Origin of the sequence: Lactonifactor sp. BIOML-A5 (assembly GCF_009677585.1) — a bacterium.
Lineage (GTDB): Bacteria > Bacillota > Clostridia > Lachnospirales > Lachnospiraceae > Lactonifactor.
Genome location: NZ_WKYV01000005.1, coordinates 194,677 through 217,302 on the forward strand (window position 1 = coordinate 194,677; position 22,626 = coordinate 217,302).

General features: G+C 38.9%; 24 protein-coding genes and 5 pseudogenes. 23 read left to right on the forward strand and 6 right to left on the reverse strand.

Features of this window, described 5'->3' with window-relative positions; translation table 11 throughout:
• The first annotated feature begins 3 nt into the window (after positions 1 to 3).
• From GKG41_RS05615 to GKG41_RS23395, 14 genes and pseudogenes are all read left to right on the forward strand, one after another.
• Complete coding sequence (locus GKG41_RS05615) at positions 4 to 987, forward strand: biotin--[acetyl-CoA-carboxylase] ligase (protein WP_154257579.1); 984 nt, start codon at positions 4 to 6, stop codon at positions 985 to 987.
• A gap of 26 nt (positions 988 to 1,013) precedes the next feature.
• Positions 1,014 to 1,367 (forward strand): DUF6145 family protein, encoded by a 354-nt coding sequence (locus GKG41_RS05620; protein ID WP_154257580.1) that lies wholly within the window; start codon positions 1,014 to 1,016, stop codon positions 1,365 to 1,367.
• Between the two features lie 14 nt (positions 1,368 to 1,381).
• Positions 1,382 to 2,158 (forward strand): type III pantothenate kinase, encoded by a 777-nt coding sequence (locus GKG41_RS05625; RefSeq protein ID WP_154257581.1) that lies wholly within the window; start codon positions 1,382 to 1,384, stop codon positions 2,156 to 2,158.
• 11 nt (positions 2,159 to 2,169) lie between these two features.
• On the forward strand, positions 2,170 to 3,138 hold the full coding sequence (gene dusB, locus GKG41_RS05630; protein ID WP_154257582.1) for a tRNA dihydrouridine synthase DusB: 969 nt from the start codon (positions 2,170 to 2,172) through the stop codon (positions 3,136 to 3,138).
• 186 nt (positions 3,139 to 3,324) lie between these two features.
• Positions 3,325 to 3,807 (forward strand): transcription elongation factor GreA, encoded by a 483-nt coding sequence (gene greA, locus GKG41_RS05635; protein ID WP_072854193.1) that lies wholly within the window; start codon positions 3,325 to 3,327, stop codon positions 3,805 to 3,807.
• 13 nt (positions 3,808 to 3,820) lie between these two features.
• Positions 3,821 to 5,764, forward strand: coding sequence for a lysine--tRNA ligase (lysS, locus tag GKG41_RS05640; RefSeq protein ID WP_347563268.1), 1,944 nt, complete (start codon positions 3,821 to 3,823; stop codon positions 5,762 to 5,764).
• A gap of 252 nt (positions 5,765 to 6,016) precedes the next feature.
• A complete protein-coding gene (locus tag GKG41_RS05645) occupies positions 6,017 to 6,340 on the forward strand; it encodes a hypothetical protein (protein WP_004613237.1) in 324 nt (107 codons plus the stop codon).
• Positions 6,341 to 6,481: 141 nt separating this feature from the next.
• Positions 6,482 to 6,631: a hypothetical protein gene (locus GKG41_RS05650; protein WP_243126008.1), complete on the forward strand. Its 150-nt coding sequence runs from the start codon at positions 6,482 to 6,484 to the stop codon at positions 6,629 to 6,631.
• Between the two features lie 45 nt (positions 6,632 to 6,676).
• Complete coding sequence (locus tag GKG41_RS05655) at positions 6,677 to 7,366, forward strand: class I SAM-dependent methyltransferase (protein ID WP_117495051.1); 690 nt, start codon at positions 6,677 to 6,679, stop codon at positions 7,364 to 7,366.
• A gap of 37 nt (positions 7,367 to 7,403) precedes the next feature.
• Entirely contained in the window at positions 7,404 to 7,898 is a 495-nt protein-coding gene (locus GKG41_RS05660) for an HD domain-containing protein (protein WP_008981870.1), read from the forward strand.
• A gap of 62 nt (positions 7,899 to 7,960) precedes the next feature.
• Positions 7,961 to 8,203 (forward strand): annotated as a pseudogene (locus tag GKG41_RS05665) (GNAT family N-acetyltransferase); the annotation flags it as partial.
• A gap of 144 nt (positions 8,204 to 8,347) precedes the next feature.
• A complete protein-coding gene (locus tag GKG41_RS23250) occupies positions 8,348 to 8,776 on the forward strand; it encodes a zinc-ribbon domain-containing protein (protein ID WP_243140964.1) in 429 nt (142 codons plus the stop codon).
• Positions 8,746 to 9,243, forward strand: coding sequence for an EAL domain-containing protein (locus tag GKG41_RS23255; RefSeq protein ID WP_194167084.1), 498 nt, complete (start codon positions 8,746 to 8,748; stop codon positions 9,241 to 9,243). Before GKG41_RS23250 ends, GKG41_RS23255 begins: the two co-directional genes overlap by 31 nt.
• 471 nt (positions 9,244 to 9,714) lie before the next feature.
• Positions 9,715 to 10,398, forward strand: a pseudogene (locus GKG41_RS23395) (GGDEF domain-containing protein).
• A gap of 159 nt (positions 10,399 to 10,557) precedes the next feature.
• Here GKG41_RS23395 and GKG41_RS05690 read toward each other — a convergent pair.
• On the reverse strand, positions 10,558 to 10,887 hold the full coding sequence (locus GKG41_RS05690; protein WP_130179671.1) for a helix-turn-helix domain-containing protein: 330 nt from the start codon (positions 10,885 to 10,887) through the stop codon (positions 10,558 to 10,560).
• A 75-nt stretch (positions 10,888 to 10,962) separates the two neighbouring features.
• On the reverse strand, positions 10,963 to 11,244 hold the full coding sequence (locus GKG41_RS05695; RefSeq protein WP_130179670.1) for a helix-turn-helix domain-containing protein: 282 nt from the start codon (positions 11,242 to 11,244) through the stop codon (positions 10,963 to 10,965).
• Positions 11,245 to 11,480: 236 nt separating this feature from the next.
• Between GKG41_RS05695 and GKG41_RS05700 the strand changes: the two genes are divergently transcribed.
• From GKG41_RS05700 to GKG41_RS23400, 5 genes and pseudogenes are all read left to right on the forward strand, one after another.
• Positions 11,481 to 11,777: a metalloregulator ArsR/SmtB family transcription factor gene (locus tag GKG41_RS05700; RefSeq protein ID WP_130179669.1), complete on the forward strand. Its 297-nt coding sequence runs from the start codon at positions 11,481 to 11,483 to the stop codon at positions 11,775 to 11,777.
• Complete coding sequence (locus GKG41_RS05705) at positions 11,774 to 12,772, forward strand: permease (RefSeq protein WP_130179668.1); 999 nt, start codon at positions 11,774 to 11,776, stop codon at positions 12,770 to 12,772. The genes GKG41_RS05700 and GKG41_RS05705 overlap by 4 nt, the downstream gene beginning before the upstream one ends.
• Before the next feature lie 12 nt (positions 12,773 to 12,784).
• On the forward strand, positions 12,785 to 13,147 hold the full coding sequence (locus GKG41_RS05710) for a thioredoxin family protein (protein WP_130179667.1): 363 nt from the start codon (positions 12,785 to 12,787) through the stop codon (positions 13,145 to 13,147).
• A pseudogene (arsB, locus tag GKG41_RS05715) lies at positions 13,137 to 14,180 on the forward strand (ACR3 family arsenite efflux transporter). The gene GKG41_RS05710 and the pseudogene arsB overlap by 11 nt, the downstream one beginning before the upstream one ends.
• Positions 14,173 to 14,277, forward strand: a pseudogene (locus GKG41_RS23400) (arsenate reductase ArsC); the annotation flags it as partial. The pseudogenes arsB and GKG41_RS23400, both read left to right, overlap by 8 nt.
• Positions 14,278 to 14,389: 112 nt before the next feature.
• On the opposite strand, the gene GKG41_RS05725 reads toward GKG41_RS23400, so the two are convergent.
• From GKG41_RS05725 to GKG41_RS05735, 3 genes are all read right to left on the reverse strand, one after another.
• Positions 14,390 to 16,003, reverse strand: coding sequence for an IS66 family transposase (locus tag GKG41_RS05725; RefSeq protein ID WP_130179666.1), 1,614 nt, complete (start codon positions 16,001 to 16,003; stop codon positions 14,390 to 14,392).
• A gap of 280 nt (positions 16,004 to 16,283) precedes the next feature.
• On the reverse strand, positions 16,284 to 16,643 hold the full coding sequence (gene tnpB / locus GKG41_RS05730) for an IS66 family insertion sequence element accessory protein TnpB (RefSeq protein ID WP_154257584.1): 360 nt from the start codon (positions 16,641 to 16,643) through the stop codon (positions 16,284 to 16,286).
• Entirely contained in the window at positions 16,633 to 16,989 is a 357-nt protein-coding gene (locus GKG41_RS05735; RefSeq protein ID WP_130179663.1) for a hypothetical protein, read from the reverse strand. The genes tnpB and GKG41_RS05735 overlap by 11 nt, the downstream gene beginning before the upstream one ends.
• Positions 16,990 to 17,066: 77 nt before the next feature.
• On the opposite strand from GKG41_RS05735, the pseudogene GKG41_RS05740 reads away from it, so the two are divergent.
• Positions 17,067 to 17,336 (forward strand): annotated as a pseudogene (locus GKG41_RS05740) (arsenate reductase ArsC); the annotation flags it as partial.
• A 133-nt stretch (positions 17,337 to 17,469) separates the two neighbouring features.
• On the opposite strand, the gene GKG41_RS05745 reads toward GKG41_RS05740, so the two are convergent.
• On the reverse strand, positions 17,470 to 19,149 hold the full coding sequence (locus tag GKG41_RS05745) for a S8 family peptidase (protein ID WP_158565712.1): 1,680 nt from the start codon (positions 19,147 to 19,149) through the stop codon (positions 17,470 to 17,472).
• Between the two features lie 116 nt (positions 19,150 to 19,265).
• Between GKG41_RS05745 and GKG41_RS05750 the strand changes: the two genes are divergently transcribed.
• From GKG41_RS05750 to GKG41_RS05760, 3 genes are all read left to right on the forward strand, one after another.
• Positions 19,266 to 20,948, forward strand: coding sequence for a S8 family peptidase (locus GKG41_RS05750; RefSeq protein ID WP_154257585.1), 1,683 nt, complete (start codon positions 19,266 to 19,268; stop codon positions 20,946 to 20,948).
• A 90-nt stretch (positions 20,949 to 21,038) separates the two neighbouring features.
• Entirely contained in the window at positions 21,039 to 22,439 is a 1,401-nt protein-coding gene (locus GKG41_RS05755) for a zinc-ribbon domain-containing protein (protein ID WP_347563272.1), read from the forward strand.
• Positions 22,436 to 22,615, forward strand: a complete 180-nt coding sequence (locus GKG41_RS05760) for a hypothetical protein (protein ID WP_117526579.1) — start codon at positions 22,436 to 22,438, stop codon at positions 22,613 to 22,615. The genes GKG41_RS05755 and GKG41_RS05760 overlap by 4 nt, the downstream gene beginning before the upstream one ends.
• Positions 22,616 to 22,626: the final 11 nt, after the last annotated feature.

Genomic DNA, 22,626 nt, shown 5'->3' on the forward strand with positions numbered 1-22,626 from the left:
ATTATGAAAGGTGAACTATTAAGGATATTGAGGGAGGCGCCGGGATACGTTTCCGGACAGGAGCTGTGCGAGATCCTGGGCGTCTCCCGGACCGCCGTGTGGAAGACGATCAAGCAGCTGCGAGAGCAGGGATATGTCATTGAGGCTGCGCAGAATAAGGGTTATCATATGGTTGAGGCTCCGGATGTTATACAAAAAGGCGAGATTATAAGCCGTCTGAATACCCGGTGGCTGGGACAGAATCTTTTGTATCAGGATGAGGTGGATTCCACTAATACCTGGGCCAAAAGGGCCGGGGAGGACGGCGCTCCCGGCGGAACCGTTACGGTAGCCGATGTCCAGACAAAAGGGAAGGGCAGAAGGGGGAAAAGCTGGGTGACCCCCAGAGGAACGACCATTGCCATGAGTCTCCTCCTACGCCCCGAGTTCGGCCCGGAACAAGCTTCCATGCTTACTATAGTGGCGGGACTCAGCGTTGCCCAGGCCATAGCCGGGGAAACCGGATTGGAGGCACAGATTAAGTGGCCCAATGATGTTGTAGTGGCGGGAAAAAAGGTGTGCGGGATTCTCACAGAGATGAGCGCGCAGATGGGGTATATTGAATACGTGGTCACCGGGATCGGCATTAATGTGAACACGAAGGAATTTGCCGAAGAAATTAAGGATGTGGCTACTTCTCTTTTTTTGGAAAGCGGCAGGATGTACAGCCGCGCGGCTCTCATAGCAGGAGTTCTAAAACGGTTTGAGGAAAACTACGGACGTTTTCTGGAGTCAGGGGATTTGAAGCTTCTTCTGGAGGACTACCATAAGCATCTGATTAACTGCGGAAAAGAGATAAAGGTGCTGGATCCCAAGGGACATTATTCCGGCATTTCCCATGGAATTAACGAGAAAGGGGAACTGCTGGTGGAGAGAACGGACGGAACGGTGACCAGGGTCTTTGCCGGTGAGGTTTCTGTGCGGGGATTGTATGGATATACAGAGTAAGAATTGCAGAAAATAGAGGTAAGGTTATGTATGATGACAGAGTAGTATTGTGCGGTGCAAGTGCATATGAGGAAAAATACTATTTTAACCAGGATTTTGCCGCCCTTCCCCAGTCCATTCAGGATGAGCTCCATATCATGTGTGTGCTGTTTACACAGGATGTGGGCGGAATACTCACACTGGAATATGATGAGGACGGGAACCTGGAATTTAAGGTGGAAGCACTGGAGGCGGATGCCATGTTTGATGAGATTGGCAGCGCCCTTAAGATAAAAGAACTGCAGAGAACTAAGGGAGATCTTCTGGAATCCCTGGAATTATATTACCGGGTTTTCTTCCTGGGAGAGGATATGGAAGAGGACAGACAAGATACAAAATAAGAGGAGGAGATGACATGCTGCTAGTAATCGATGTAGGCAATACCAACATTACCCTGGGGGTATTCCGGGAAAAGGAATTGATGGGGACCTATCGGATGACCACCAGAATGTCCCGGACATCGGATGAATACGGGATACTAATGTGTAATATGCTTGAGTATAGAGGGATCTCAAGGCATGAGATCGAAGATGTCATCATTAGTTCGGTAGTGCCGGATGTGATGCACTCACTCAGCAGCAGCATTATCAAATACTTTGACATAAAACCCATTCATGTAGGACCTGGAACAAAGACAGGCATCCGGGTAAGCGCAGTAAATCCCAAGGAAATCGGAGCGGACCGCATTGTAGATGCCGTGGCGGCATACACGCTGTACGGCGGGCCTGTGCTTGTTCTTGACTTTGGGACAGCTACTACCTATGATCTGATTACGGAGGACGGAAGTTTTGTGGCAGGTATCACTTCTCCTGGGATCGAGATCAGCGCCCGGGCTCTTTGGGAGGACGCGGCTAAGCTTCCCAAGATTACCATTGAAAAGCCTGTCTCTATTCTGGCAAAGGAGACCATCACCAGCATGCAGGCAGGGCTTGTGTACGGATACATTGGACAAACCGAATATATCATTAAGAAGGTAAAAGAGGAGTCCGGCCTCATTAATCTCAAGGTAGTGGCGACTGGGGGACTGGGAAAAATTATAGCGGATGAGACAGATATGATCGACATCTATGACACCCAGTTAACCCTTAAGGGACTGGAAATTATTTACGAGAAAACAAAGAAAGACAGATAGGTAGCAAAATCATGCAGATTGGCAACGTAGTATTGGAGAATAACCTGATTCTGGCACCTATGGCAGGGGTAACTGACCTGCCTTTTCGTTTGCTGTGCAAGGAACAGGGGGCGGGGCTTCTGTGTATGGAGATGATCAGTGCGAAGGCCATCTATTTCGGAAACAAGAATACAGAGGCGCTCATGGAAATAGATGAGAGGGAGCGCCCTGTTGCCCTTCAGCTGTTCGGATCAGATCCCGATATTATCAGTGAGATGGCGAAGAAAATAGAAGAACGGCCCTTTGACATTCTGGACCTTAATATGGGCTGTCCGGTTCCGAAGGTAGTGAATAACGGAGAGGGGTCTGCTCTTATGAAGAATCCCAGGCTGATTCACGAAATAGTGAGCAAAACGGTTAAAGCAATTTCTAAGCCGGTAACCGTCAAAATACGGAAGGGTTTTACAGAAGACAGTGTAAACGCAGTGGAGACAGCCAAAATTATAGAGGATGCCGGAGCGGCGGCAGTTGCCGTTCACGGGAGAACCAGAGAACAATATTATTCAGGGAAGGCAGACTGGGACATTATACGCCGGGTAAAAGAGGCAGTATCCATACCAGTCATAGGAAACGGGGATGTAGACTCCCCCGAGCGGGCAAAAGCCCTGGTGGAGGAGACAGGATGCGACGGAATCATGATAGGGCGTGCCGCCCGGGGGAATCCCTGGCTGTTTCACCAGATTCTCCATTACTTCCGCACCGGAGAAACAGAACCCAAACCGACAGCGGATGAAGTGTCAGATATGATACTCCGACATACCCGCCTGCAGATAGCGTGCAAAGGGGAATATACGGGAATCCGGGAGATGAGAAAGCATGTTGCCTGGTATACCGCCGGCTTTCCCCATTCCGCAAGGCTGAGAGAGAGAGTAAACCAGATTGAGAGTCTGGAGGACCTGGAGAGGGACGTGTTCCTTTTAAAAAGAACACGTCCCAAATGAGGGATGGCCTGTCCCTTTTTGAGAGTGGCCTGTCCCCAATTGCGACTTCATGAAAAACCTTGACAATCCCTCTGGTATCCGCTATAATACTGTGATTGTTAAAAGGAAAAGTCTAAGCATTTATCACATAAATTTTAACATGAAAGACAAGAATTTTAATATGTAAGAAAGGGTGTAGAATAAGACATGGAAGAAAAGAAGAACTTGCTTACCTATGGGGGACTGAAAAAATTAGAGGATGAGCTTCAGGACCTGAAGGTATACCGCAGAAAAGAAGTGGCACAGAAGATTAAAGAGGCGAGAGAGCAGGGGGACTTGTCAGAGAACGCTGAATACGATGCAGCTAAGGATGAGCAGCGCGATATTGAAGCCCGTATTGAAGAGATTGAGAAGATTCTGAAAAATGCAGAAGTCGTAGTGGAAGATGAAGTGGATCTTGAAAAGATTGGTGTTGGATGTAAGGTAAAGGTACACGACTTTGAATATGAAGAAGATATTGAGTTTAAAATTGTTGGCTCTACAGAGGCGAACAGTCTGGAAGGAAAGATTTCCAACGAGTCTCCTGTGGGCAAGGCTCTAATCGGGGCCAGAGCAGGGGAAACGGTAAGTGTGGAAATGCCGTCCGGCATTATAGAATATAAAGTTCTGGAAATACAGAGAAACGTATAAGGGAGTGGAAAAAGTGGCACAGCAGCAGAAAAATGCACAGGAACAGGATATTAACCAGTTATTAAAGGTGCGCCGGGAGAAGCTTGCGGACCTCCAGGCAAACGGCAAGAACCCTTTTGAAATTGTAAAATACGATGTAACACATCACAGCCAGGAAATCAAAGATAACTTTGAGTCGCTGGAGGGACAGACGGTAAACATTGCCGGCCGTATGATGTCCAAACGCGTTATGGGAAAGGCATCCTTCTGCAACGTACAGGATCTGCAGGGGGGAATCCAATCCTATGTGGCCAGGGACAGCGTTGGGGAAGAACCCTACAAAGATTTTAAAAAGATGGACATTGGCGACATTGTGGGGATCAGAGGCGAGGTATTTAAGACAAAGACAGGTGAAATCTCCCTCCATGCTGCGGAAGTTACGCTGCTGTCCAAGAGTCTGCAGATTCTTCCGGAGAAGTTCCATGGATTGACCAACACAGATCTCCGTTACCGCCAGAGATATGTGGATCTGATCATGAATGCGGAAGTCAAGGATACTTTTATCAAGCGTTCTCAGATTATCAGCGCCATCCGCAGATACCTGGGCCAGGAAGGATTCCTGGAGGTGGAGACACCTATGCTGGTATCCAACGCAGGAGGAGCAGCCGCCCGTCCCTTTGAGACGCATTTTAACGCGCTGGACGAGGATTTTAAGCTGAGAATCTCTCTGGAATTATATTTAAAGAGGCTTATTGTAGGCGGAATGGAACGGGTATATGAGATTGGACGGGTATTCCGCAACGAGGGGCTGGACACAAGACATAACCCGGAGTTCACCCTGATGGAGCTGTATCAGGCGTACACTGACTATAACGGTATGATGGACCTTACGGAGAATCTGTACCGTTTTGTGGCTCAGGAAGTACTGGGTACCACAACCATTACCTACAATGGCGTTGAGATGGATCTTGGTAAACCTTTTGAGCGCATCACTATGCTGGACGCGGTGAAGAAGTATGCCGGCGTTGATTTTAATGAGATTCATACCCTGGAGGAGGCAAGAGCAGCTGCCAGGGAACATCACGTAGCGTTTGAAGAAAGGCACAAAAAGGGAGATATCCTGAGCCTGTTCTTCGAAGAATTTGCGGAAGAGCATTTGATCCAGCCAACCTTTGTTATGGATCATCCCATTGAGATATCTCCCCTTACAAAGAAGAAACCGGGCAATCCTGAATATGTGGAGCGCTTTGAGTTCTTCATGAATGGATGGGAGCTGGCCAACGCATACTCGGAGCTGAACGATCCCATCGATCAGCGGGAACGCTTCCAGGCACAGGAAGAGCTTCTTGCTCAGGGTGATGAAGAAGCGAACCATACAGACGAAGATTTCCTGAATGCACTGGAAATCGGAATGCCGCCGACTGGGGGCATCGGATTCGGAATTGACCGGATGGTTATGCTGCTGACGGATTCAGCGGCTATAAGAGATGTGCTGCTGTTCCCGACAATGAAGTCCTTAGATGGTGTAAATAAGAAAAATGATGTAAATAATACAGCTTCTGAAGCACCTGAAAAAAATGTAAAAACTGAGTCTGAAAAGATTGATTTTTCTAAGGTAAAGGTAGAGCCTTTATTTGAGGAATTTGTTGATTTTGATACATTCAGCAAGTCAGATTTCCGTGCAGTAAAGGTTAAAGAGTGTGTTGCAGTACCGAAGTCAAAGAAACTGTTACAGTTTACTCTTGATGACGGAACAGGCACAGACAGAACCATTTTAAGCGGTATTCATAGCTTTTATGAGCCGGAAGAACTGGTTGGAAAGACTCTTATTGCTATCACAAATCTTCCACCGAGAGCTATGATGGGCATTGACTCTTGCGTTATGCTCCTCAGTGCTATTCATGAAGAAGAAGGCGAAGAAAAGCTTCATCTTCTGATGGTTGATGACCACATTCCGGCAGGTGCAAAGCTCTATTAAGATGATGTAAAGATGTACCGTTTTACCGAATAGACGGGACGTACTTCATTTGATAAAAAACTAAAAAAACAGCGATTTACATCAAACTTACATCATTTGATGCAGAAATCGGTGCAAGCAAGAAAAAATCGCATAATTAGTGCAATGAGTGGGCAATTCCAATCGGAGTTGCCCATTTTTAAAATGAATGGAAATGCAAATAGGAATTTATCAGAAAATGAGGAATAGTTGAAATGGAGGCACTATAATAACATGAAGATTGAAGGGAACCAGAAAGAACTGGATGCAATGGTAGAATTTCATAAGGGAAACCGTGTCGAGGGACTGAGACTGCAAGAAGAATTTGCAGCGGAATTTCGTAAGGAGTATAAAGACAAAGATCACTGTCCTTGCCTGAAAGCCTGTCGTTATCACGGAAACTGTAAGGAATGTGTAGCAATCCACAGAGCGCATCAGGAACATGTTCCTAATTGTATGCGACCATTGATTAATAAAAAATTGAAATTGATGTCAGAATTAACAGAGCATACCTTGGCAAATGAAATAGAAGCTCCACATGAGATTTTAAGAAAATAGGCAAGTCAAATTCCCGTTTATTGGGAAGTCGCAGAGAACGAAAAATCGGAAGTTTACAGCGAGGTGAAAGAGGTTGAATTATGTAGAATATGGAAAAGAAAACAGCGATGTAATTATCCTCTTACACGGAGGCGGTTTATTATGGTGGAATACAAAGAGGTTGCTGAAAGACTTCAAACAGATTATCATGTGGTTTTGCCTATATTAGATGGTCATGCAGGATGTGATAAGCAGTTTACAACGATAGAGAATAATGCTTTGGATATTATAGAATTTGTAAATAGCAAATAAGAAAACAAATATGATGATAATATATTTTTTCAAAAATACAGTCAAATGAGTCGCTCACAGCAGGGACTAGCCGGTGCAGGAGAATGGGAAACATTGAGAAAGCTGCTGCCGGATTTTAAAGATAAGCGTGTGCTTGATTTAGGATGCGGCTATGGATGGCACTGTATTTATGCGATGGAACACGGAGCGTCTTCTGTTGTAGGTGTTGATATTTCTCATAAAATGCTCGAGGTAGCCAAAGAAAAAACACATTTTCCACAGGTTGAATATAAATGCTGTGCTATAGAAGATGTGGAATTCCCAGAGGAGAGTTTTGATGTAATATTAAGTTCACTTGCGTTTCACTATGTAGCAGATTATGAGATTTTAGTAAAAAAGATATATAGAATACTGAAGTCTGGTGGTAAGCTAGTTTTTACGGTTGAACATCCTGTTTTTACTGCCTATGGAACACAAGACTGGCATTATAACGAAAAAGGAGAAATACTGCATTTTCCGGTGGATAATTATTATTATGAGGGCAAACGGACAGCTGTGTTTTTGGGAGAAAAGGTTACAAAATATCATAGAACACTGACCACATATCTAAATACACTGCTTTCAAATGGTTTTATAATAAATCATATTGTGGAGCCGCAGCCGCCGGAATACATGATGGATATTCCGGGGATGCAGGATGAAATGCGCCGTCCCATGATGCTGATTGTATCGGCGAACAAAAAAGTGGATAGATAGAACTAAAACACCTATAAGGTATAAATGGAGGTAATTTATGTTTAAAGAAAAAATTATTATAGAGATGAAAGAAGTATTCAAAGAAATTCCTTTTGGCATAGAGCATACTCTCAAAGTTTTGAAAAATGCAGAAGATATAATGAAAGGAGAAAATATCGGAGAGGAAGAAAAAGAATTCATCAGTATTATTGCTATACTACATGATATTGGTGCGGTTGAAGCACAAAAAAAATACGGTTCTATTGATGGTGTCTATCAAGAAAAGGAAGGACCAGAAGTAGCGAAAGAAATATTAAAAAAGGTAGGCTATAACAAAAATATTGATAGAATATGCTTTATAATAGGCAACCATCATACTCCATCTAAAATTGATGGACTTGATTTTCAAATACAATGGGAAGCTGATTTGCTTGAAAATTTAACGGTTATGGATAAAGAAAAAGAACAGGAAAAGATAAAAAAGTGTATAGATGAAAACTTTAAAACAAACACAGGAAAAAGGATAGCTTATAATCGCTTTATTTTAGATTAGTAGTAGATTATTACAGTTATGTATTTTATATCGCAAAGAAAAAATAGTAGTTAAGTTTAACCCTAGGGTTAAATGATGAATATGTTGAGGGCATTTTTGTTTCTGGTGAAATGCAATCGCAGGGTATAGGTAAAATTCTGCTGAATTATGCAAAGGATAAAAGGAATAAGTTGTACTTGAACGTATACCAAAAGAACGCACGGGCAATATCTTTTTATAAGAGAGAAGGATTTGAGATTCAGCATAGTGGCTTAGATGAGGCTACCGGAGAAAAAGATTATGTAATGACATGGCAACACAAATAGAAATTCCAGTTTGCCAACTTGCCCTTTGAGAGAGGAGAAATCCTTTCCTCAAAGGGTTTTTTCTATTTATACGGATATTCGCAAACTACAAGATAAAGCCAAAACTTCATATACTCTAATCACAGAGGAAGTGGAGGTTTTGATATGAGTAACAGTTTAGCAGAAGTACACCCGGAGCTTGTTTCGGAGTGGTCGGAGAAGAACTTACCGCTTACACCTGATGACATTACTTTCGGTTCAAATAAAAAAGTATGGTGGAAAGGTGCTTGTGGTCACGAATGGAAGACAAGCGTTAAGGCTCGTTCTAATGGAGAGAAATGCCCGATATGCTCTGGTGCAAGAGTAATTGCAGGAATTAACGATTTGGCGACATTAGAGCCATTACTGGTAAAACAGTGGTCGAAAAAGAATAAGATAAAACCGACAGAGGTTTCTATTGGTTCTCATAAGAAAGTGATTTGGAGATGTGAGAAAGGACACGAGTGGGAAGCTGCCGTTAAGAGCAGGACAATAAATAAAACAGATATGGAAGCAATATTAAAATGGCGATCAATGTATCAAGCAAACAGTTAATGGAAGAGGATTTCACTGATAGATTAGTACAAGTATTGGAAAAATATCAGATTCAAAAAAATGATTTTGAGATAGAAATCACAGAAAATATACAGCTTGAAACAAATTCTTTGATTCACGAAGCTCTTGGAAAGTTGTCAGCCATGGGAATTTCAATTGCAATCGATGATTTTGGAACAGGGTATTCATCATTGTATTATTTGAGAGAACTTCCGGTAAATAGAATCAAGATTGCCAAAGAATTAATTGATCATATTGACCATGATATTTATTCGAAATCGATTGTTCAAATGGTTATTTCTGTCGCGAAAGTAAATAATATTAAGGTAATTGCTGAAGGTGTTGAAACACAGAAACAATGGGACTGTCTGAAACAGATGGACTGCGATGAGATACAAGGATACCTGTTCTCAAAGCCCCTTACTCCTGGTGAATTAGAGAATAATTGGCTTAGAAAAAGTGAATAAACATCTAATAATTAATAGGAAGGAGTATGAATGAAATTCATTGAGAATAAGCATAATAGATTAGCTAATGTGAGTCAGTACGTCAATTTTTTTATGGTTGTCGTAATTTATATTCCTTTCGGGGTTGGTTCGTAATAATGATCTTACAATTCTGGGGATAGAGATAGAAACGTCTGCTTTGAGAGGAATTATTACACAAATACAAATGCTTGTTTGCGTTTATCTGGTATTAAGAGAGAACAAGATGGGTTATATCATAAATGTTCTTTTAAATATTTATAGTATGCTAGTGGCGATTGTTTTTATGGTACATACTAAATCCCCAAGTGCACTTTCATGTGTTATTTCATATGGAGGCGCATTTTTGATTATAACATTAATAATCCTATATAAGCAAAGAGCCAGGGGATATGTCAAAAAAATTGAAAGTCAAAGCAGACCTTGATAGAATCGGAAAGTAAGTTACATAAAATGGCATTTTATGATTCGCTTACAGGTTTGCCAAATAAGGAATTATATATGAATCGACTAGATCAAAATATCAGTTTGGCCAATCGGAATGGTACTTTGATAGGAATTATGTTCATTGATTTAGATTCCTTTAAATCAGTAAATGATACCATGGGGCACACAGCGGGTGATATTGTTTTAAAATCAGTGGCGGAACGCTTTGAGCATTGCTTGCGTAGAGAAGATACGGTTTCTAGATTTGGTGGTGATGAATATCTAGTTCAAATATGTAACCTTGATAAAATTTAAGACTTACATAATATTACGAAAAAAATAATGAATTCATTACAAACTACTGTATTAGTTAATAATGTTGAGTTTGTCATCACAACCAGCGTTGGAGTTGCGGTATATCCGGTTGATGGAGAAGATCCGGAAACACTAATAAAAAATGCAGATATTGCTATGTACATAGCAAAAAATAAAGGTAAGAACGAATATGCTTTTTGTTCACCCAAAATGATAAATGATGTTGTAAAAAAAATGAAACTTACAAATTTATATTTGATTTTATATCACATTTTCTACAGATACGAAGAACTCGTTTATCATTCACATGCATTCCTTTATGCCCAAACAATTCATCACGAATTCTACGATATCCCATATCTGGATGTAGTTCATGTATCTTTCTTATTTCTGTAGATAACGATTCATTTTGTAGTTCGTTAGCACTCTTTGGATGATTTAGCCAGTGATAGTACGCAGAGCGGGTGATTTTTAGATATTTACAAAGCTTATCTATCGGATAGCCTCTATCTGAAGACAATTCCTTAATTGCTTCATATGCAGCTAAATGGTGGACTAAAGATAACGATCTCCCCTTTCCAGGTCTCTGACTTTTTTTAATAGATTATTCTCCATTTGTAGGTCAAGATTCTTTTTTTCAAGTTCTGATATATTATCACGTAATTCTTCTTCTGGTGTTCGGCTTGGCAATGTTCCTATACTTCGTCCACGACGATCTTCAAGACCTTCGACTCCCATTGCTTCATATCGCTTTACCCAGTTACGAACTTGTTGATAAGAACAGTTGTATTGGAGTGCCATTTCCCCGTAATTCTGATCATTAATTAAACATTCTTTTTCTATTCTAAGCCTTTCTTCAGGCGTTGTTGTTTTTGCTTTTTTCATGTATGCACCTCCAGTGGAAGTCTTTAAAGTTCCACCAGAATTATACACCTTTATCCAATATTCAAGTTGTGTTTGCTAGCGAATATTGTATTTTTGACAAATATTGTTGAGCGATTCATTACCACTAAGATAATCATTGATAGCGGCAATCTTGGTTTCCTTTGAACATCTACGATTCTGCTTTTGATCTAGCAATCCTGTAGCACCTTCACTTTGATATATTCTAATCCATTTTCTAATACTTGAAGGAGCTACTCCTAATTCATTGCCTGCTTGTTCAATGCCAACTTCCTTGTTAAAATATCGTTCGACTATTTTCACTTTATCAACTGAATTTATTTTTCCTTTTCTAGACATAGAAATACCACCATATAGGACTTTTATATTTCCTTGTCCTATATAGGGGTAGCATATCAGAATCTATTTTTTACAGAACTTACATTTCAGAGTGAAATCGTGTATTTCTAGCAAAGGTGATTTTGAACATATGAAGACAGTGACTTGTTTTCTCTTTTTTATACAATACATTGACATTTATCTATGTAATGCATATAATGTATCACATAGATAAATGTCAATGTGATGTGAACAATATGAATACAATGGATGTAGCACTTATATGTAAGGCAATTGGAGATAGCAACAGATTACAAATCATACAAATGCTCTCAGATGGAGAGAAGTGTGGATGCAAGTTATTGGAAGCTTTTGAAATTACGCAACCAACACTTTCACATCATATGAAAATTTTAAATGAATGTGGATTAGTGAATGACCGAAAAGAAGGGAAATGGCATCATTACTCATTAAACTGTGAAACACTTCATTTATTTAAAGAATACATTGAGCAGTTGTCCTGTTGCAAAGAAGAAGGACGGTGCTGTAAATGATGTGGGATTTTATCCAAAACCAGATTTTTGGAATGAAATGGTTGAATAGATTGATTGGAAATGGACTAGAGAAGTTGGGACTTGATCTAGCAGGCAGGGTAGGAGGCAGTATCCAGTTTTTTATTTACGATGCAATGAAGATTACAATTCTACTTTGCATCTTGATATACTTCATTTCCTATATTCAAAGTTATTTTCCACCAGAAAGAAGCAAAAAAATAATGGGACGGTTTCATGGGATATGGGCGAATTGTATTGCAACTTTACTTGGAACTGTGACTCCTTTTTGCTCATGTTCATCGATTCCGTTGTTTATTGGATTTACAAGTGCGGGCTTACCATTAGGTGTGACATTTTCGTTCTTGATTTCTTCACCAATGGTGGATCTGGGAAGTTTGATTTTGTTAATGAGTATTTTTGGAACCAAGGTAGCGATTATTTATGTAATTGTTGGTCTTGTTATTGCGGTAGTAGGCGGAACAATTATAGAGAAAATGCATATGGAATCTTATGTAGAAGAGTTTATTCTAAAGGCAAGTGCTGTAGATATTGATTCGCCTGAGTTGACTCAAAGAGAAAGACTTGTCTATGCAAAGGGCCAGGTGGTTCAGACATTTAAAAAAGTATTTCCATATATTTTAATAGGTGTTGGGATTGGTGCGATTATTCATAACTGGATTCCAGAAGAATGGATAGAAATGGTACTTGGAAGTAATAATCCGTTTGGAGTAATTCTTGCAACACTTCTTGGAGTTCCCATGTATGCAGATATTTTTGGTACGATTCCAGTGGCAGAAGCACTGCTCTATAAAGGAGCTCAGCTTGGAACCATTTTAAGTTTTATGATGGCAGTTACGACACTCAGCTTACCGTCAATGATTATGCTTCGAAAGGCTGTAAAACCAAAACTTTTAGGTATGTTTATAGCAGTATGTACGATTGGAATTATCATAGTTGGATATTTATTTAATCTGTTTCAATGGATGATTATTTAGGAGGAAAGAAAGATGGCTTTATTTGGATTAGGAAAGAAGAAGGAAGAAAAAGAGAATACTTGTTGTTGTGGTGGAAATTGTACTCCAGAAAAAATGGAGCAGGCAGAAGCAGAAAAAAGTAATAAAGGTATAAAGGTACTTGGTGGAGGCTGCGCAAAATGTCATGAGCTTGAAGATAATACGAAGGAAGCATTAGCTGAGTTAGAAATAGAGGAAAAGGTTGAACTGATCACAGACTTCTCAATCATAGCAACATACGGAGTTATGTCTACACCAGCTCTTGTAATTGATGGTAAAGTAGTAAGCTATGGAAAAGTTTTGAAAAAAGAAGAAATAATAAAATGTATTTCAGAGGTTCGTAAAAATGAAGGATAACAAAGATATAAATTTCTTTCAAAGATACCTCACTTTATGAGTATTTTTATGTATGATAGTAGGCGTCATGATAGGAAAGTTTTTGCCAGTTATTCCTGATATGTGGGGGAAAATGCAAGTGGCTGGCATATCAATACCAATTGCACTACTAAAATGGCTTATGATCTATCCTATGATGATGAAAGTGGATTTTAAGAGTATAAAGCAGGTGGGGAAAAATTCCAAAGGATTGATTATTACATGGATTGTTAATTGGCTGATAAAACCTTTTACAATGTATGGTATTGCATATTTATTTCTATTTGTTCTTTTTAAATCAGTCATATCCGCAGACCTTGCAACTGAATATTTGGCTGGAGCAGTATTATTAGGTGTGGCACCCTGTACAGCAATGGTATTTGTATGGAGCAGCTTAACGAAAGGTAATCCTCCATATACTGTAGTTCAGGTTGCAACAAATGATTTGATTATTTTAATTGCTTTTGTACCAATAGTAAAATTTTTACTTGGGGTTTCAGATATTTCGGTATCTTATAGTACATTGTTCCTTAGTGTGATTCTATTTGTCGTAATCCCACTTATGGGAGGAATTTTAACAAGAATAACTGTCACTAAGAAAAGTGGTGAAAAGTATTTTGAAACAACATTTGTAAGCAAGTTTGATAATTTGACTACACGGGGACTGTTGCTTACGTTGGTATTGATTTTCGCTTCACAGACAGAAGCAATTCTATCTAATCCAATCCATATTATTTTGATTTCGATTCCATTGATTATACAGACATTCCTTATTTTTGGAGTTACATTTGGAATATCAAGAATATGCAAATTGCCTTATGATGTTGCAGCTCCTGCAGGTATGATTGGGGCGTCAAATTTCTTTGAACTTGCAGTAGCAGTAGCGATTGCTTTATTTGGAACGACAAGTCCAGCAGCATTAGCTACAACAGTAGGCGTTTTGACAGAAGTTCCTGTTATGTTGCTGTTAGTGAAATTTGCTAATAGTAAGAAAGGGTGGTTCAATTATGTATAAAAAGAAAGTAGCATTTATATGTGTTCATAACTCATGTAGAAGTCAAATAGCAGAAGCACTAGGAAGGCATTTAGCATCGGATGTGTTTGAAAGCCATTAGGCGGGAACAGAAACAAAGCCTCAAATCAATCAAGATGCAGTTCGTATTTTGGTATACGGTAAACCATGAGTACTAGCTCAAATGTTGACCGCCAAGTTGGCGGTCTGGTTTACTTAGTTGTTTTTATTTTACAGATTTCTGGGATCTGTTCCGACCACGGCAGCAGATCTTTTAAGAAATTCTGGTTTGTGTCACCTTGATGTTCCATCAATTCCGTAAGTAAAAATTCAAGATATCGGAATGGATTCAAATGGTTCGCTTTTGCTGTTTCTGTAAGACTGTATACGATTGCACTTGCTTTTGCTCCATCTACTGAATCAATCAATCGCCAGGTATGCTTATGTACACAGAAGGTGCGTAATGCTGATTCTGTTGCATTGTTGTCAAGTGGCAGATCTCCATCATTTAGGAACTCTTTTAGGTTCGTCTCATGATTGAGGCAATAATGAATGCCGTCCAGGGTTTTGCTTTTTGAGAGACAATTCTGTTCTTTGATGTCTTTTGCCCATGCAAAGAAGGCCTCAACCAGTGGCTTTACGGTGAGCTGTCGTTCCTGTTTCCTTTGCTCAGGAGAGAGATCTGATAACTCATTATCAAGATGATAGATCGCCGCGATCTGCTTCAGTGCCTGATACGCGATGGTATCTTTTGCAGTTTCCCGCTTTTCTTTCGGGATTGCCTTGATAGCTTCTGCAAATCTGCGTCTACCGTGTGCCCAGCATCCTGCAAATACGATATCTGGATTCTTCCGATCCATGGAATCATACACTGAATAAGCATCTGTCACCAGCGTCCCATGGAAATCCTTTAGGAATTCCTGTGGATGGGCGGCCTTACGAGTCTTTTGATACTCGTAAAGAATGATAGGTGTCTCTTTATAGCATTTGCCGGTGCGGTACACCCACATAAAGCTTTTGCTATTGGCAGGACGTCCATCCTTTGTTACGAACACTGGCGTCTCATCTGCTTGAAGAATGCGAAAAGTAAGCAGTTCTTTTTGCAGATAATCAAACATGATTCCAAGGTAACGTTCTGCACACTGGATTACCCAATTCGCAAGGACCTGTTTTGAGATATGGATATCATTTCGTAAATACTCTTTATGAATACGCTCCAATGGCATACCATTGACGTACTTTGCATTGTATACACTTGCAACGAGTGACGGTGTTGCAATACTGTTGCGAAGAAGACTCTTTGGACGATCTGCTTTAACAATCGTCTGATTGTCTTTCCCAGCATAAACTGCCACATGATGTTCTTCCACCGTGTAGACAGCTGGTTCAACCTTGACTCTTTTGAAGACTTCACCTGGAAGCTGCTTCCAACCATTCACACCAAAGATCTCGTTCAGTTGTTCTTCAGATAACATATGCTGGATTTCCTGCACAGGTAATCCTTCCAAATCTTTCTCTCGTTTACCGACCTGCTTCTTTTTCTTAGTAGGAAGAACATCTTCCTCAGCAGGTTCTACTACATAGAGTGTTTCAGTAAGTGCTTCTGCTTCGTTGAAGATGAAATCAAGACCCAATTGTCCATCAATGACTTCGAGCTTTTCAGAAGAGCGACCAAAGCGTTGATTATTGGCAGCTGCCATTTGTTCAATCAATCGCTCCATGTTCTGGTTCAATTGCTCCAACTGATCCTGCATGGAAAGAATAATAATCTTCAGTGAGTCTGCACTTAACGTATTCAGTTCGTCAACGGTGTACTTTTTTGCCATTTATCGCTCCTTTTCTGACATCTATTATACGATAAATGCAGAGAAATAGCGAACTTGATTCAAAAGAGCAGTTGGCATTTTGACGGTGCATAACTCTTCAAAAAACTAAGAAAACTAGCTAGTTTTTCTGGTTTTTTAGAGGCTTATCCACTTGTATTAGTTTTACTAACCATACAGAGATGATTCGTTCACAATAGAAGAATGAAGTAGTGGATAACCAGGTTTTTCTGAAGAATTGCAGCAATCGAAGCTATTTTATTTTCTACGAATTGCACAAAAACTATAGCAACTTTGAGCGTTGGACCTCTTCAATCGGTTTCTTTGCAATAACCTCGATTCCCTTCATCAATAGCTGATATTGTTCCTGAGAGATTGCAATCGCTTCTTCGGTTGTCCGTGGCCAATTGAAACCACCAATTTCCAGTCTTTTATAAAGTAAAAGAAAGCCATCGCCTTCCCAGATCAGACCTTTAATACGATCTGTTCGCTTCCCACAGAAGAGAAATAAAGTGTTCTTTTGGAACGGATCCAAATCGAAGTTGTATTTCACAATGGATGCCAACCCATCAATTCCACGGCGTAAGTCAGTATAGCCGGTGGCAAGATAAATCTTTTGGAATCCATATGCATCATTGAACATAGGATAATGCCCCTAAAAGTCGATGCAGGAATTCATCTGATGCGGAATCAACGATTTCAATGGTACTTCCATTAACAAGGATTCTGGCTGAAATGTTTGATGAAGCAGTTTCTTGTACCTTTGGTAATGTAGGAACTTCAACAAATCCAACCTCGTGATTCACTGGTTTTGAAACCATCTGATGATCATAAGCGTTTTCACGAATCCGTCGTTGCCAGTAATAAAAAGACTTTTCATTCACGTGGTTTTGTAAGCACCATTCTTTTTTCGATAAACCGCTTGAAAGGCAGTCTTGAATGAGCTTGGTCCAATTGGCCATTCTCATTTCATGAGTAATCTTGTCCATGAGATAATCCTCCTTAAAGTTTTGAGGTAATTATCTCATGAATACAACTAATTAACACGGTACTGACTATTTACCGTATACGTATTTTGAAAGAGTTGTATGGAATCGATATGGAGAAGGAACAGTATTCTAAATTGATTAAAGATATTCCAGAGCCGGATATTGCAATTTCAATGGGATGTAATGTAGGCTGTCCATTTATAGGAAGACCTTTTGATGATAATTGGGGATTAGAAGATCCAACAGGAAAATCGGATGATGAATTTATTCAAGTCATAAAACAAATTGAAGCGAACGTTCTTTGGCTAAGAAAAAGTGTAAGTAATTCTATGAACTCTCAAATATAGAATAGATACACCCAAAGCGAGGTAATGGGTGCCTACATGAAAAACAGATCTCAATCAACAAATATTGCTTTTTTTCCGATTTTAGTTTTAGATTTTAGTGGTTAATGTATTATACAGAAATAGATCCTTAAGCCTAATTTATTGGTAATGAATCTTTAGTGCATAGACGTCCCCAACCAACTTGCGAAGTTGGATAGTTTGAGATTCCAGAAAAATAATTGGTACCCTTTATAAGGTAAGCTTTTACTTTTTCTCCGTAAAGATATGGATCATTGTTTCTTACAATTCCCCATTCCATTAGCAAAGCGGCACTACCTGTTACAAATGGTGTGGAAAAAGAAGTACCCGTGTGAGAAGTATAGTTTGTAAGGATATCTACGCCTGGGGCCACCAAATCAGGTTTAGAAATCTTTGTTCCTGCAATTTGTGCAACATATCCTCTTCCTGAGAAAGGAGCTATAGTGTTATTGTTGTGGTTATAAGCGCCAACGGAAATCACTTTTGATGCTGTTGAAGGAATTGTAATTGAAAGAGAACCATCAGCATTTTCAAAACCTGTACCGTAATTTAATGAAGCAATTGAAGGAAGCCATAAATCATATCTTCCGTTTGCAATTTTTCTGGAAGTTATTTTTATCGACCATATGCCAGAATCAATATAAGATTCTGTGGGAATCATATCAATATAAATTTCTTGGCGTATAGAATATGGGGTAGGAGCACTGTAATACATTAATAATGTAGTATTATTTGAAGTGGCTCTAACAACTTGGTTATAAATGTCTATACGTCCTAAATTATTGCCAGTAGGTGTAATGATTTCAACAAATAGATCATCCCAATAATCTTTCCATATTTGTATACTTAACGAGGTTTCATAGTTACTTATATTTAAATTAATTGTTTGCGATTGGAAGCTTCCTATTGTTCCTCCTACGTGGGTAGCACCAAGGCCTTCATTACCTACTCCAACACAAATAGAGTTCTTCCAAAAAAGAGAGGCTTCATTTAGAAAAGTCTCTAGCAGAGAACTTCCAGTATGATCACCGTAGTTATTACCAAAACTAATATTTATCGCTACTGGTTTATTATATTGTAGACTTTTTAATAGAACATAATTTACAGCTTCCATTAGTTGTGTAGTCCTAGGAAAATTTCCAGGTCTTGATAGCCCCATCTTTACAACTATTATATCTGCTTTAGGTGCAACACCACTTTTACCGCAGGCTATTGTTGCGACAGTGTTTCCATGACCATTGCTATCAAATCCTGCAAATGTTGTTGTTTCATTTGAGTTTATATAATCGTTAATTTCGTTTTGACCTACTTCAATATTTTTTACCTGATCCCAAATATTTAGTATTCTAGTAGAACCATCGTCGTTTCTAAATTCCAGACTTTTTGCATTTATTCCAGTATCTATAATGGCTACAATGATACCTTTTCCAGATAGACCATCGCTATTAATGGAAAGCCTTCTCTGAATAGATGTTATACATGATTCACTTTTAGCGCTATATAGTTGGAAGTAAATACGTTTAGGCTTTTCGATATATTCTATGAGTGGTTCATTCGAAAGTAATTCGATATATTTTCCAGATGTAACTATAATGGCATATCTATTAATTAAACTGGAAACAATAATCTCTGGATATTTTTTCATAAATGTGTTAATATCACCTACATATTTTATAATGAGTTCCCAAGTATCATCAATCTCATTGTAACCTGTTTCTAAATTTGGAGATTTAGCTCGTTCTGTAGGAGTTACTTGTAAACTAATATTTAAAAGATTCTCAAATTTTTGACTCATAATATATCCCCCTTTTATAAAATATGACGAACTAGAATAAATAGAATATATATTTTTTGTCATATATAGAAATATATCTCATACAATGTACTGATTAATAATTGACAGGTGAAAGTATGAATAAAATAATTGATGAGGATTACTATGATCTTATATTTAATATATTATTGGGGGAATTAGACAATGCAGATAATACAAATGGAAATATTACATATTTAAATGAAAGGCACATGTTAATTCATACAAAAAGAAATGAGGAAGATATTTGTGAGCTTGGTCAAACTCCATATCATAGATTTCCGTCCTTATTTACTTTAACATCAACAATAAGCATGGAAAAATCCGGAATTGGTGAAGTGCAGAGAAATAATTATTTATCGTTATATGGTCAAGGTGTCCTTATTGGACTAATTGATACAGGAATTGACTATTTAAATCCGGTATTTCGTAAAAAAGATAATACTACAAAAATAAATTGTATTTGGGATCAAACGATAGAATCAGATAATAAACCAAAGGACTTTTCATATGGTACAGAATATAACAAAGTACAAATTAATATGGCATTACAATCTAATTCACCATTAGAAGAGGTCCCGACAATAGATGATAATGGACATGGAACAGCAATAGCCAGTATCATAGTGGGAAATGAAGATTCTGAAAATGATTTTTCTGGGGTTGTTCCAGATGCAGAAATTGCTGTTGTAAAATTAAAAAAGGCAAAAAAAAATTTATATGATATCTTTCTTGTTCCCGAGGATAAATTGTGCTTTCAAGATTCAGATGTGATTTTAGCAATTAGATATTTAGTGACAAAAGCAAGAGAATTGCAAAGGCCACTAGCAATATGTCTTGCGATTGGAACAAGTCAGGGAGGACATGATGGACTTGGAGCCACAAGTAGCTACATCAATTATCTTTCTCAAATTTCTAAAATTGGAATAGTAGTAGCGGCTGGAAATGAAGGAAATAAAAGAAGACATTTCTATTCTAATATACCACGTAATGGTAATTTGGAAAATATAGAAATTAATATAGGAGAAGATGATAAAGAATTTTCTTTGGAAGTATGGATGAATGTACCTGCACGTTGTACAGTAGAATTAATTACTCCTACAGGTGAAACAACAAAAATGGTATATCCATCAATATCAAGTTGCCAAAAATATAATTTTGTTTTTAATCAAAGCACTGTATGGATTAATAATTCATTATTTGAGCAGGAAACTGGAGATCAATTAATTCTAATAAGATTTCGTAATGCTATTTCCGGAATCTGGAATTTAAAACTAGTTAATTTAGATCAAAAACCTTTTGAACTACATGCATGGTTGCCTAATGGGGATTTAATATCAGATAGTACATTTTTTATTAGAGCTAATCCTTACACAACGATAACTTCTCCAGGAAATGCTAGAATTCCATTAACGGTATCATCGTATAACCCAATAAATGACAGCTTTTACATTGAATCTAGTAGAGGATATAACAGAGCAGGTATAATTAAACCAGATTTAGCTGCTCCAGGAGTTGATATACCGTGTGCTTTATTAAATAATAAGTTTGGAACAATAAGTGGAACAGGAGCTGCAGCTGCGCATACTACTGGAATAATGGCAATGATTTTAGAGTGGGCTGATGTTAGAGGAAATTATACATCAATAACAGGAAATGATATAAATCGTTTATTGATTCGAGGAGCCAACCGTGAGGAAAGTATTATATATCCAAATGAAGAATGGGGATATGGCAAAATTGATGTGAATCGTTTCTTTGAAAATCTGGGGTTATTTTAATAAGTCGAAAAGCACACATAATTTATAATTATTACAGCAAATTAATATAGAATTATAGTTGGATTGTATGTAAGACTTTAAACTTATTAAATCCAATATAGAAAAGGAACTACAACAGAAGTACATCCGGAGCTTGTTTCGGAGTGGTCGGAGAAGAACTTACCGCTTACACCTGATGACATTACTTTCGGTTCAAATAAAAAAGTATGGTGGAAAGGTGCTTGCGGTCACGAATGGGAAACAAGTATAAAGGCTCGTTCCAATGGAGAAAAATGCCCGATATGTTCCGGTGCGAGAGTGATTGCAGGTATTAACGATTTGGCGACATTAGAGCCATTACTGGTAAAACAGTGGTCGGAAAAGAATAAGATAAAACCGACAGAAGTTTCTATTGGTTCTCATAAGAAAGTGATATGGAGATGTGAAAAAGGACATGAGTGGGAAGCTGCTGTTAAGAGCAGGACAATAAATAAAACTGGTTGCCCGTACTGCTCCCATAATAAAGTGTTGGCAGGCTTTAATGACCTTGCAACACTTCTGCCGGATATAGCAGCCGAGTGGTCGGACAGAAATTATCCGACACTTCCAACGCAGGTTACGGTCTTTGCCAATCGTAAGGCTTGGTGGAAGTGTAAGGATTGCGGCAGAGAGTGGAACACCCTTATTTCTACCCGTTCCGGTGGCAGTAAATGCCCGTATTGCAGTGGGTACATATTCCTGAAAGGGTTTAACGATTTGCAGACAACACACCCTGAAATTGCTTCTGAGTGGTCGGAGAAGAACTTACCATTGAAGCCTGATGAAGTAAATGCAAAGTCGAGGAAAAATGTCTGGTGGAGATGCGGTAAATGCGGTAACGAGTGGAAATCAGTTATCAATGCCCGTGTGAAAGGTACGGTATGCCCTGTTTGTGCGGAGAGAGAAGTCCTTGCCGGATATAATGATTTGGCGACAACAGACAGTCAGCTTCTCAGCGAATGGGATTATGAACAGAATAAATTGAAACCGACACAAGTATCACGAACTTCAGCAAAGAGAGCGTGGTGGAAATGTTCACTCGGACACTCTTGGAAAGCAAAAATCAGCGACAGAACAATTCTTAAAGGAAAATGCACCGTATGCGAAAGCCAATATCGCTCCGTGTTCCCCGGCTTGGCTGTTGCCTATTACGCAAATCAAAAAGGATTAAAAGTGCAGCTCGGTTCAGATAAACTATTAGGAATACCACTTGAAACCTACATTCCGTCAGAAAAGCTGGCGATAGAATTTACGAGCGGCTCAGAACAGATGGAGGTTCTCAAAAGCCACTTATGCAAGCAGCGAAATATAAAACTCGTTAAACTCCCTTTTAAGACAACCGAAACGGAAGCGGAATATTCCGACAGAGTAAAAGCAGTTTTCAAAAGCGTACATATCTTTATTTATTCTGACACTGATGCAGATGTTTCGGTAATCAGAGCAAAATTTAATGAATGGAGGAAAAGACTATGAGAGAAGAAAAGTTCCATATCTATCTTAATGATGACGAATATGGCAGAGTAATACAATCACTTATCCGTTTGAAGAACAGCCTGATAGCACAAGGCAGATATACCGACGGGGTTGACGATGTTCTCTGCAAGGTAATGTCAGCAAAGAAAAGAAAGCTCAAAATCAAATATTTCTGAATAAGAAAAGA

Bases quoted from the DNA above. Each gene is read 5' to 3' on its own strand.
- GKG41_RS05760 (WP_117526579.1), top strand. From the start codon at position 22,436: ATGAGAGAAGAAAAGTTCCATATCTATCTTAATGATGACGAATATGGC.
- GKG41_RS23250 (WP_243140964.1), top strand. From the start codon at position 8,348: ATGAGTAACAGTTTAGCAGAAGTACACCCGGAGCTTGTTTCGGAGTGG.
- GKG41_RS05725 (WP_130179666.1), bottom strand. From the start codon at position 16,003: ATGGCAAAAAAGTACACCGTTGACGAACTGAATACGTTAAGTGCAGAC.
- GKG41_RS05695 (WP_130179670.1), bottom strand. From the start codon at position 11,244: ATGTCTAGAAAAGGAAAAATAAATTCAGTTGATAAAGTGAAAATAGTC.
- GKG41_RS05750 (WP_154257585.1), top strand. From the start codon at position 19,266: ATGAATAAAATAATTGATGAGGATTACTATGATCTTATATTTAATATA.
- GKG41_RS05615 (WP_154257579.1), top strand. From the start codon at position 4: ATGAAAGGTGAACTATTAAGGATATTGAGGGAGGCGCCGGGATACGTT.
- tnpB (WP_154257584.1), bottom strand. From the start codon at position 16,643: ATGTTCAATGATGCATATGGATTCCAAAAGATTTATCTTGCCACCGGC.
- GKG41_RS05735 (WP_130179663.1), bottom strand. From the start codon at position 16,989: ATGGACAAGATTACTCATGAAATGAGAATGGCCAATTGGACCAAGCTC.
- GKG41_RS05625 (WP_154257581.1), top strand. From the start codon at position 1,382: ATGCTGCTAGTAATCGATGTAGGCAATACCAACATTACCCTGGGGGTA.
- GKG41_RS05700 (WP_130179669.1), top strand. From the start codon at position 11,481: ATGAATACAATGGATGTAGCACTTATATGTAAGGCAATTGGAGATAGC.
- GKG41_RS23255 (WP_194167084.1), top strand. From the start codon at position 8,746: ATGGCGATCAATGTATCAAGCAAACAGTTAATGGAAGAGGATTTCACT.
- dusB (WP_154257582.1), top strand. From the start codon at position 2,170: ATGCAGATTGGCAACGTAGTATTGGAGAATAACCTGATTCTGGCACCT.
- GKG41_RS05655 (WP_117495051.1), top strand. From the start codon at position 6,677: ATGAGTCGCTCACAGCAGGGACTAGCCGGTGCAGGAGAATGGGAAACA.
- GKG41_RS05650 (WP_243126008.1), top strand. From the start codon at position 6,482: ATGGTGGAATACAAAGAGGTTGCTGAAAGACTTCAAACAGATTATCAT.
- GKG41_RS05660 (WP_008981870.1), top strand. From the start codon at position 7,404: ATGTTTAAAGAAAAAATTATTATAGAGATGAAAGAAGTATTCAAAGAA.
- GKG41_RS05705 (WP_130179668.1), top strand. From the start codon at position 11,774: ATGATGTGGGATTTTATCCAAAACCAGATTTTTGGAATGAAATGGTTG.
- GKG41_RS05690 (WP_130179671.1), bottom strand. From the start codon at position 10,887: ATGAAAAAAGCAAAAACAACAACGCCTGAAGAAAGGCTTAGAATAGAA.
- GKG41_RS05745 (WP_158565712.1), bottom strand. From the start codon at position 19,149: ATGAGTCAAAAATTTGAGAATCTTTTAAATATTAGTTTACAAGTAACT.
- greA (WP_072854193.1), top strand. From the start codon at position 3,325: ATGGAAGAAAAGAAGAACTTGCTTACCTATGGGGGACTGAAAAAATTA.
- GKG41_RS05645 (WP_004613237.1), top strand. From the start codon at position 6,017: ATGAAGATTGAAGGGAACCAGAAAGAACTGGATGCAATGGTAGAATTT.
- GKG41_RS05620 (WP_154257580.1), top strand. From the start codon at position 1,014: ATGTATGATGACAGAGTAGTATTGTGCGGTGCAAGTGCATATGAGGAA.
- GKG41_RS05710 (WP_130179667.1), top strand. From the start codon at position 12,785: ATGGCTTTATTTGGATTAGGAAAGAAGAAGGAAGAAAAAGAGAATACT.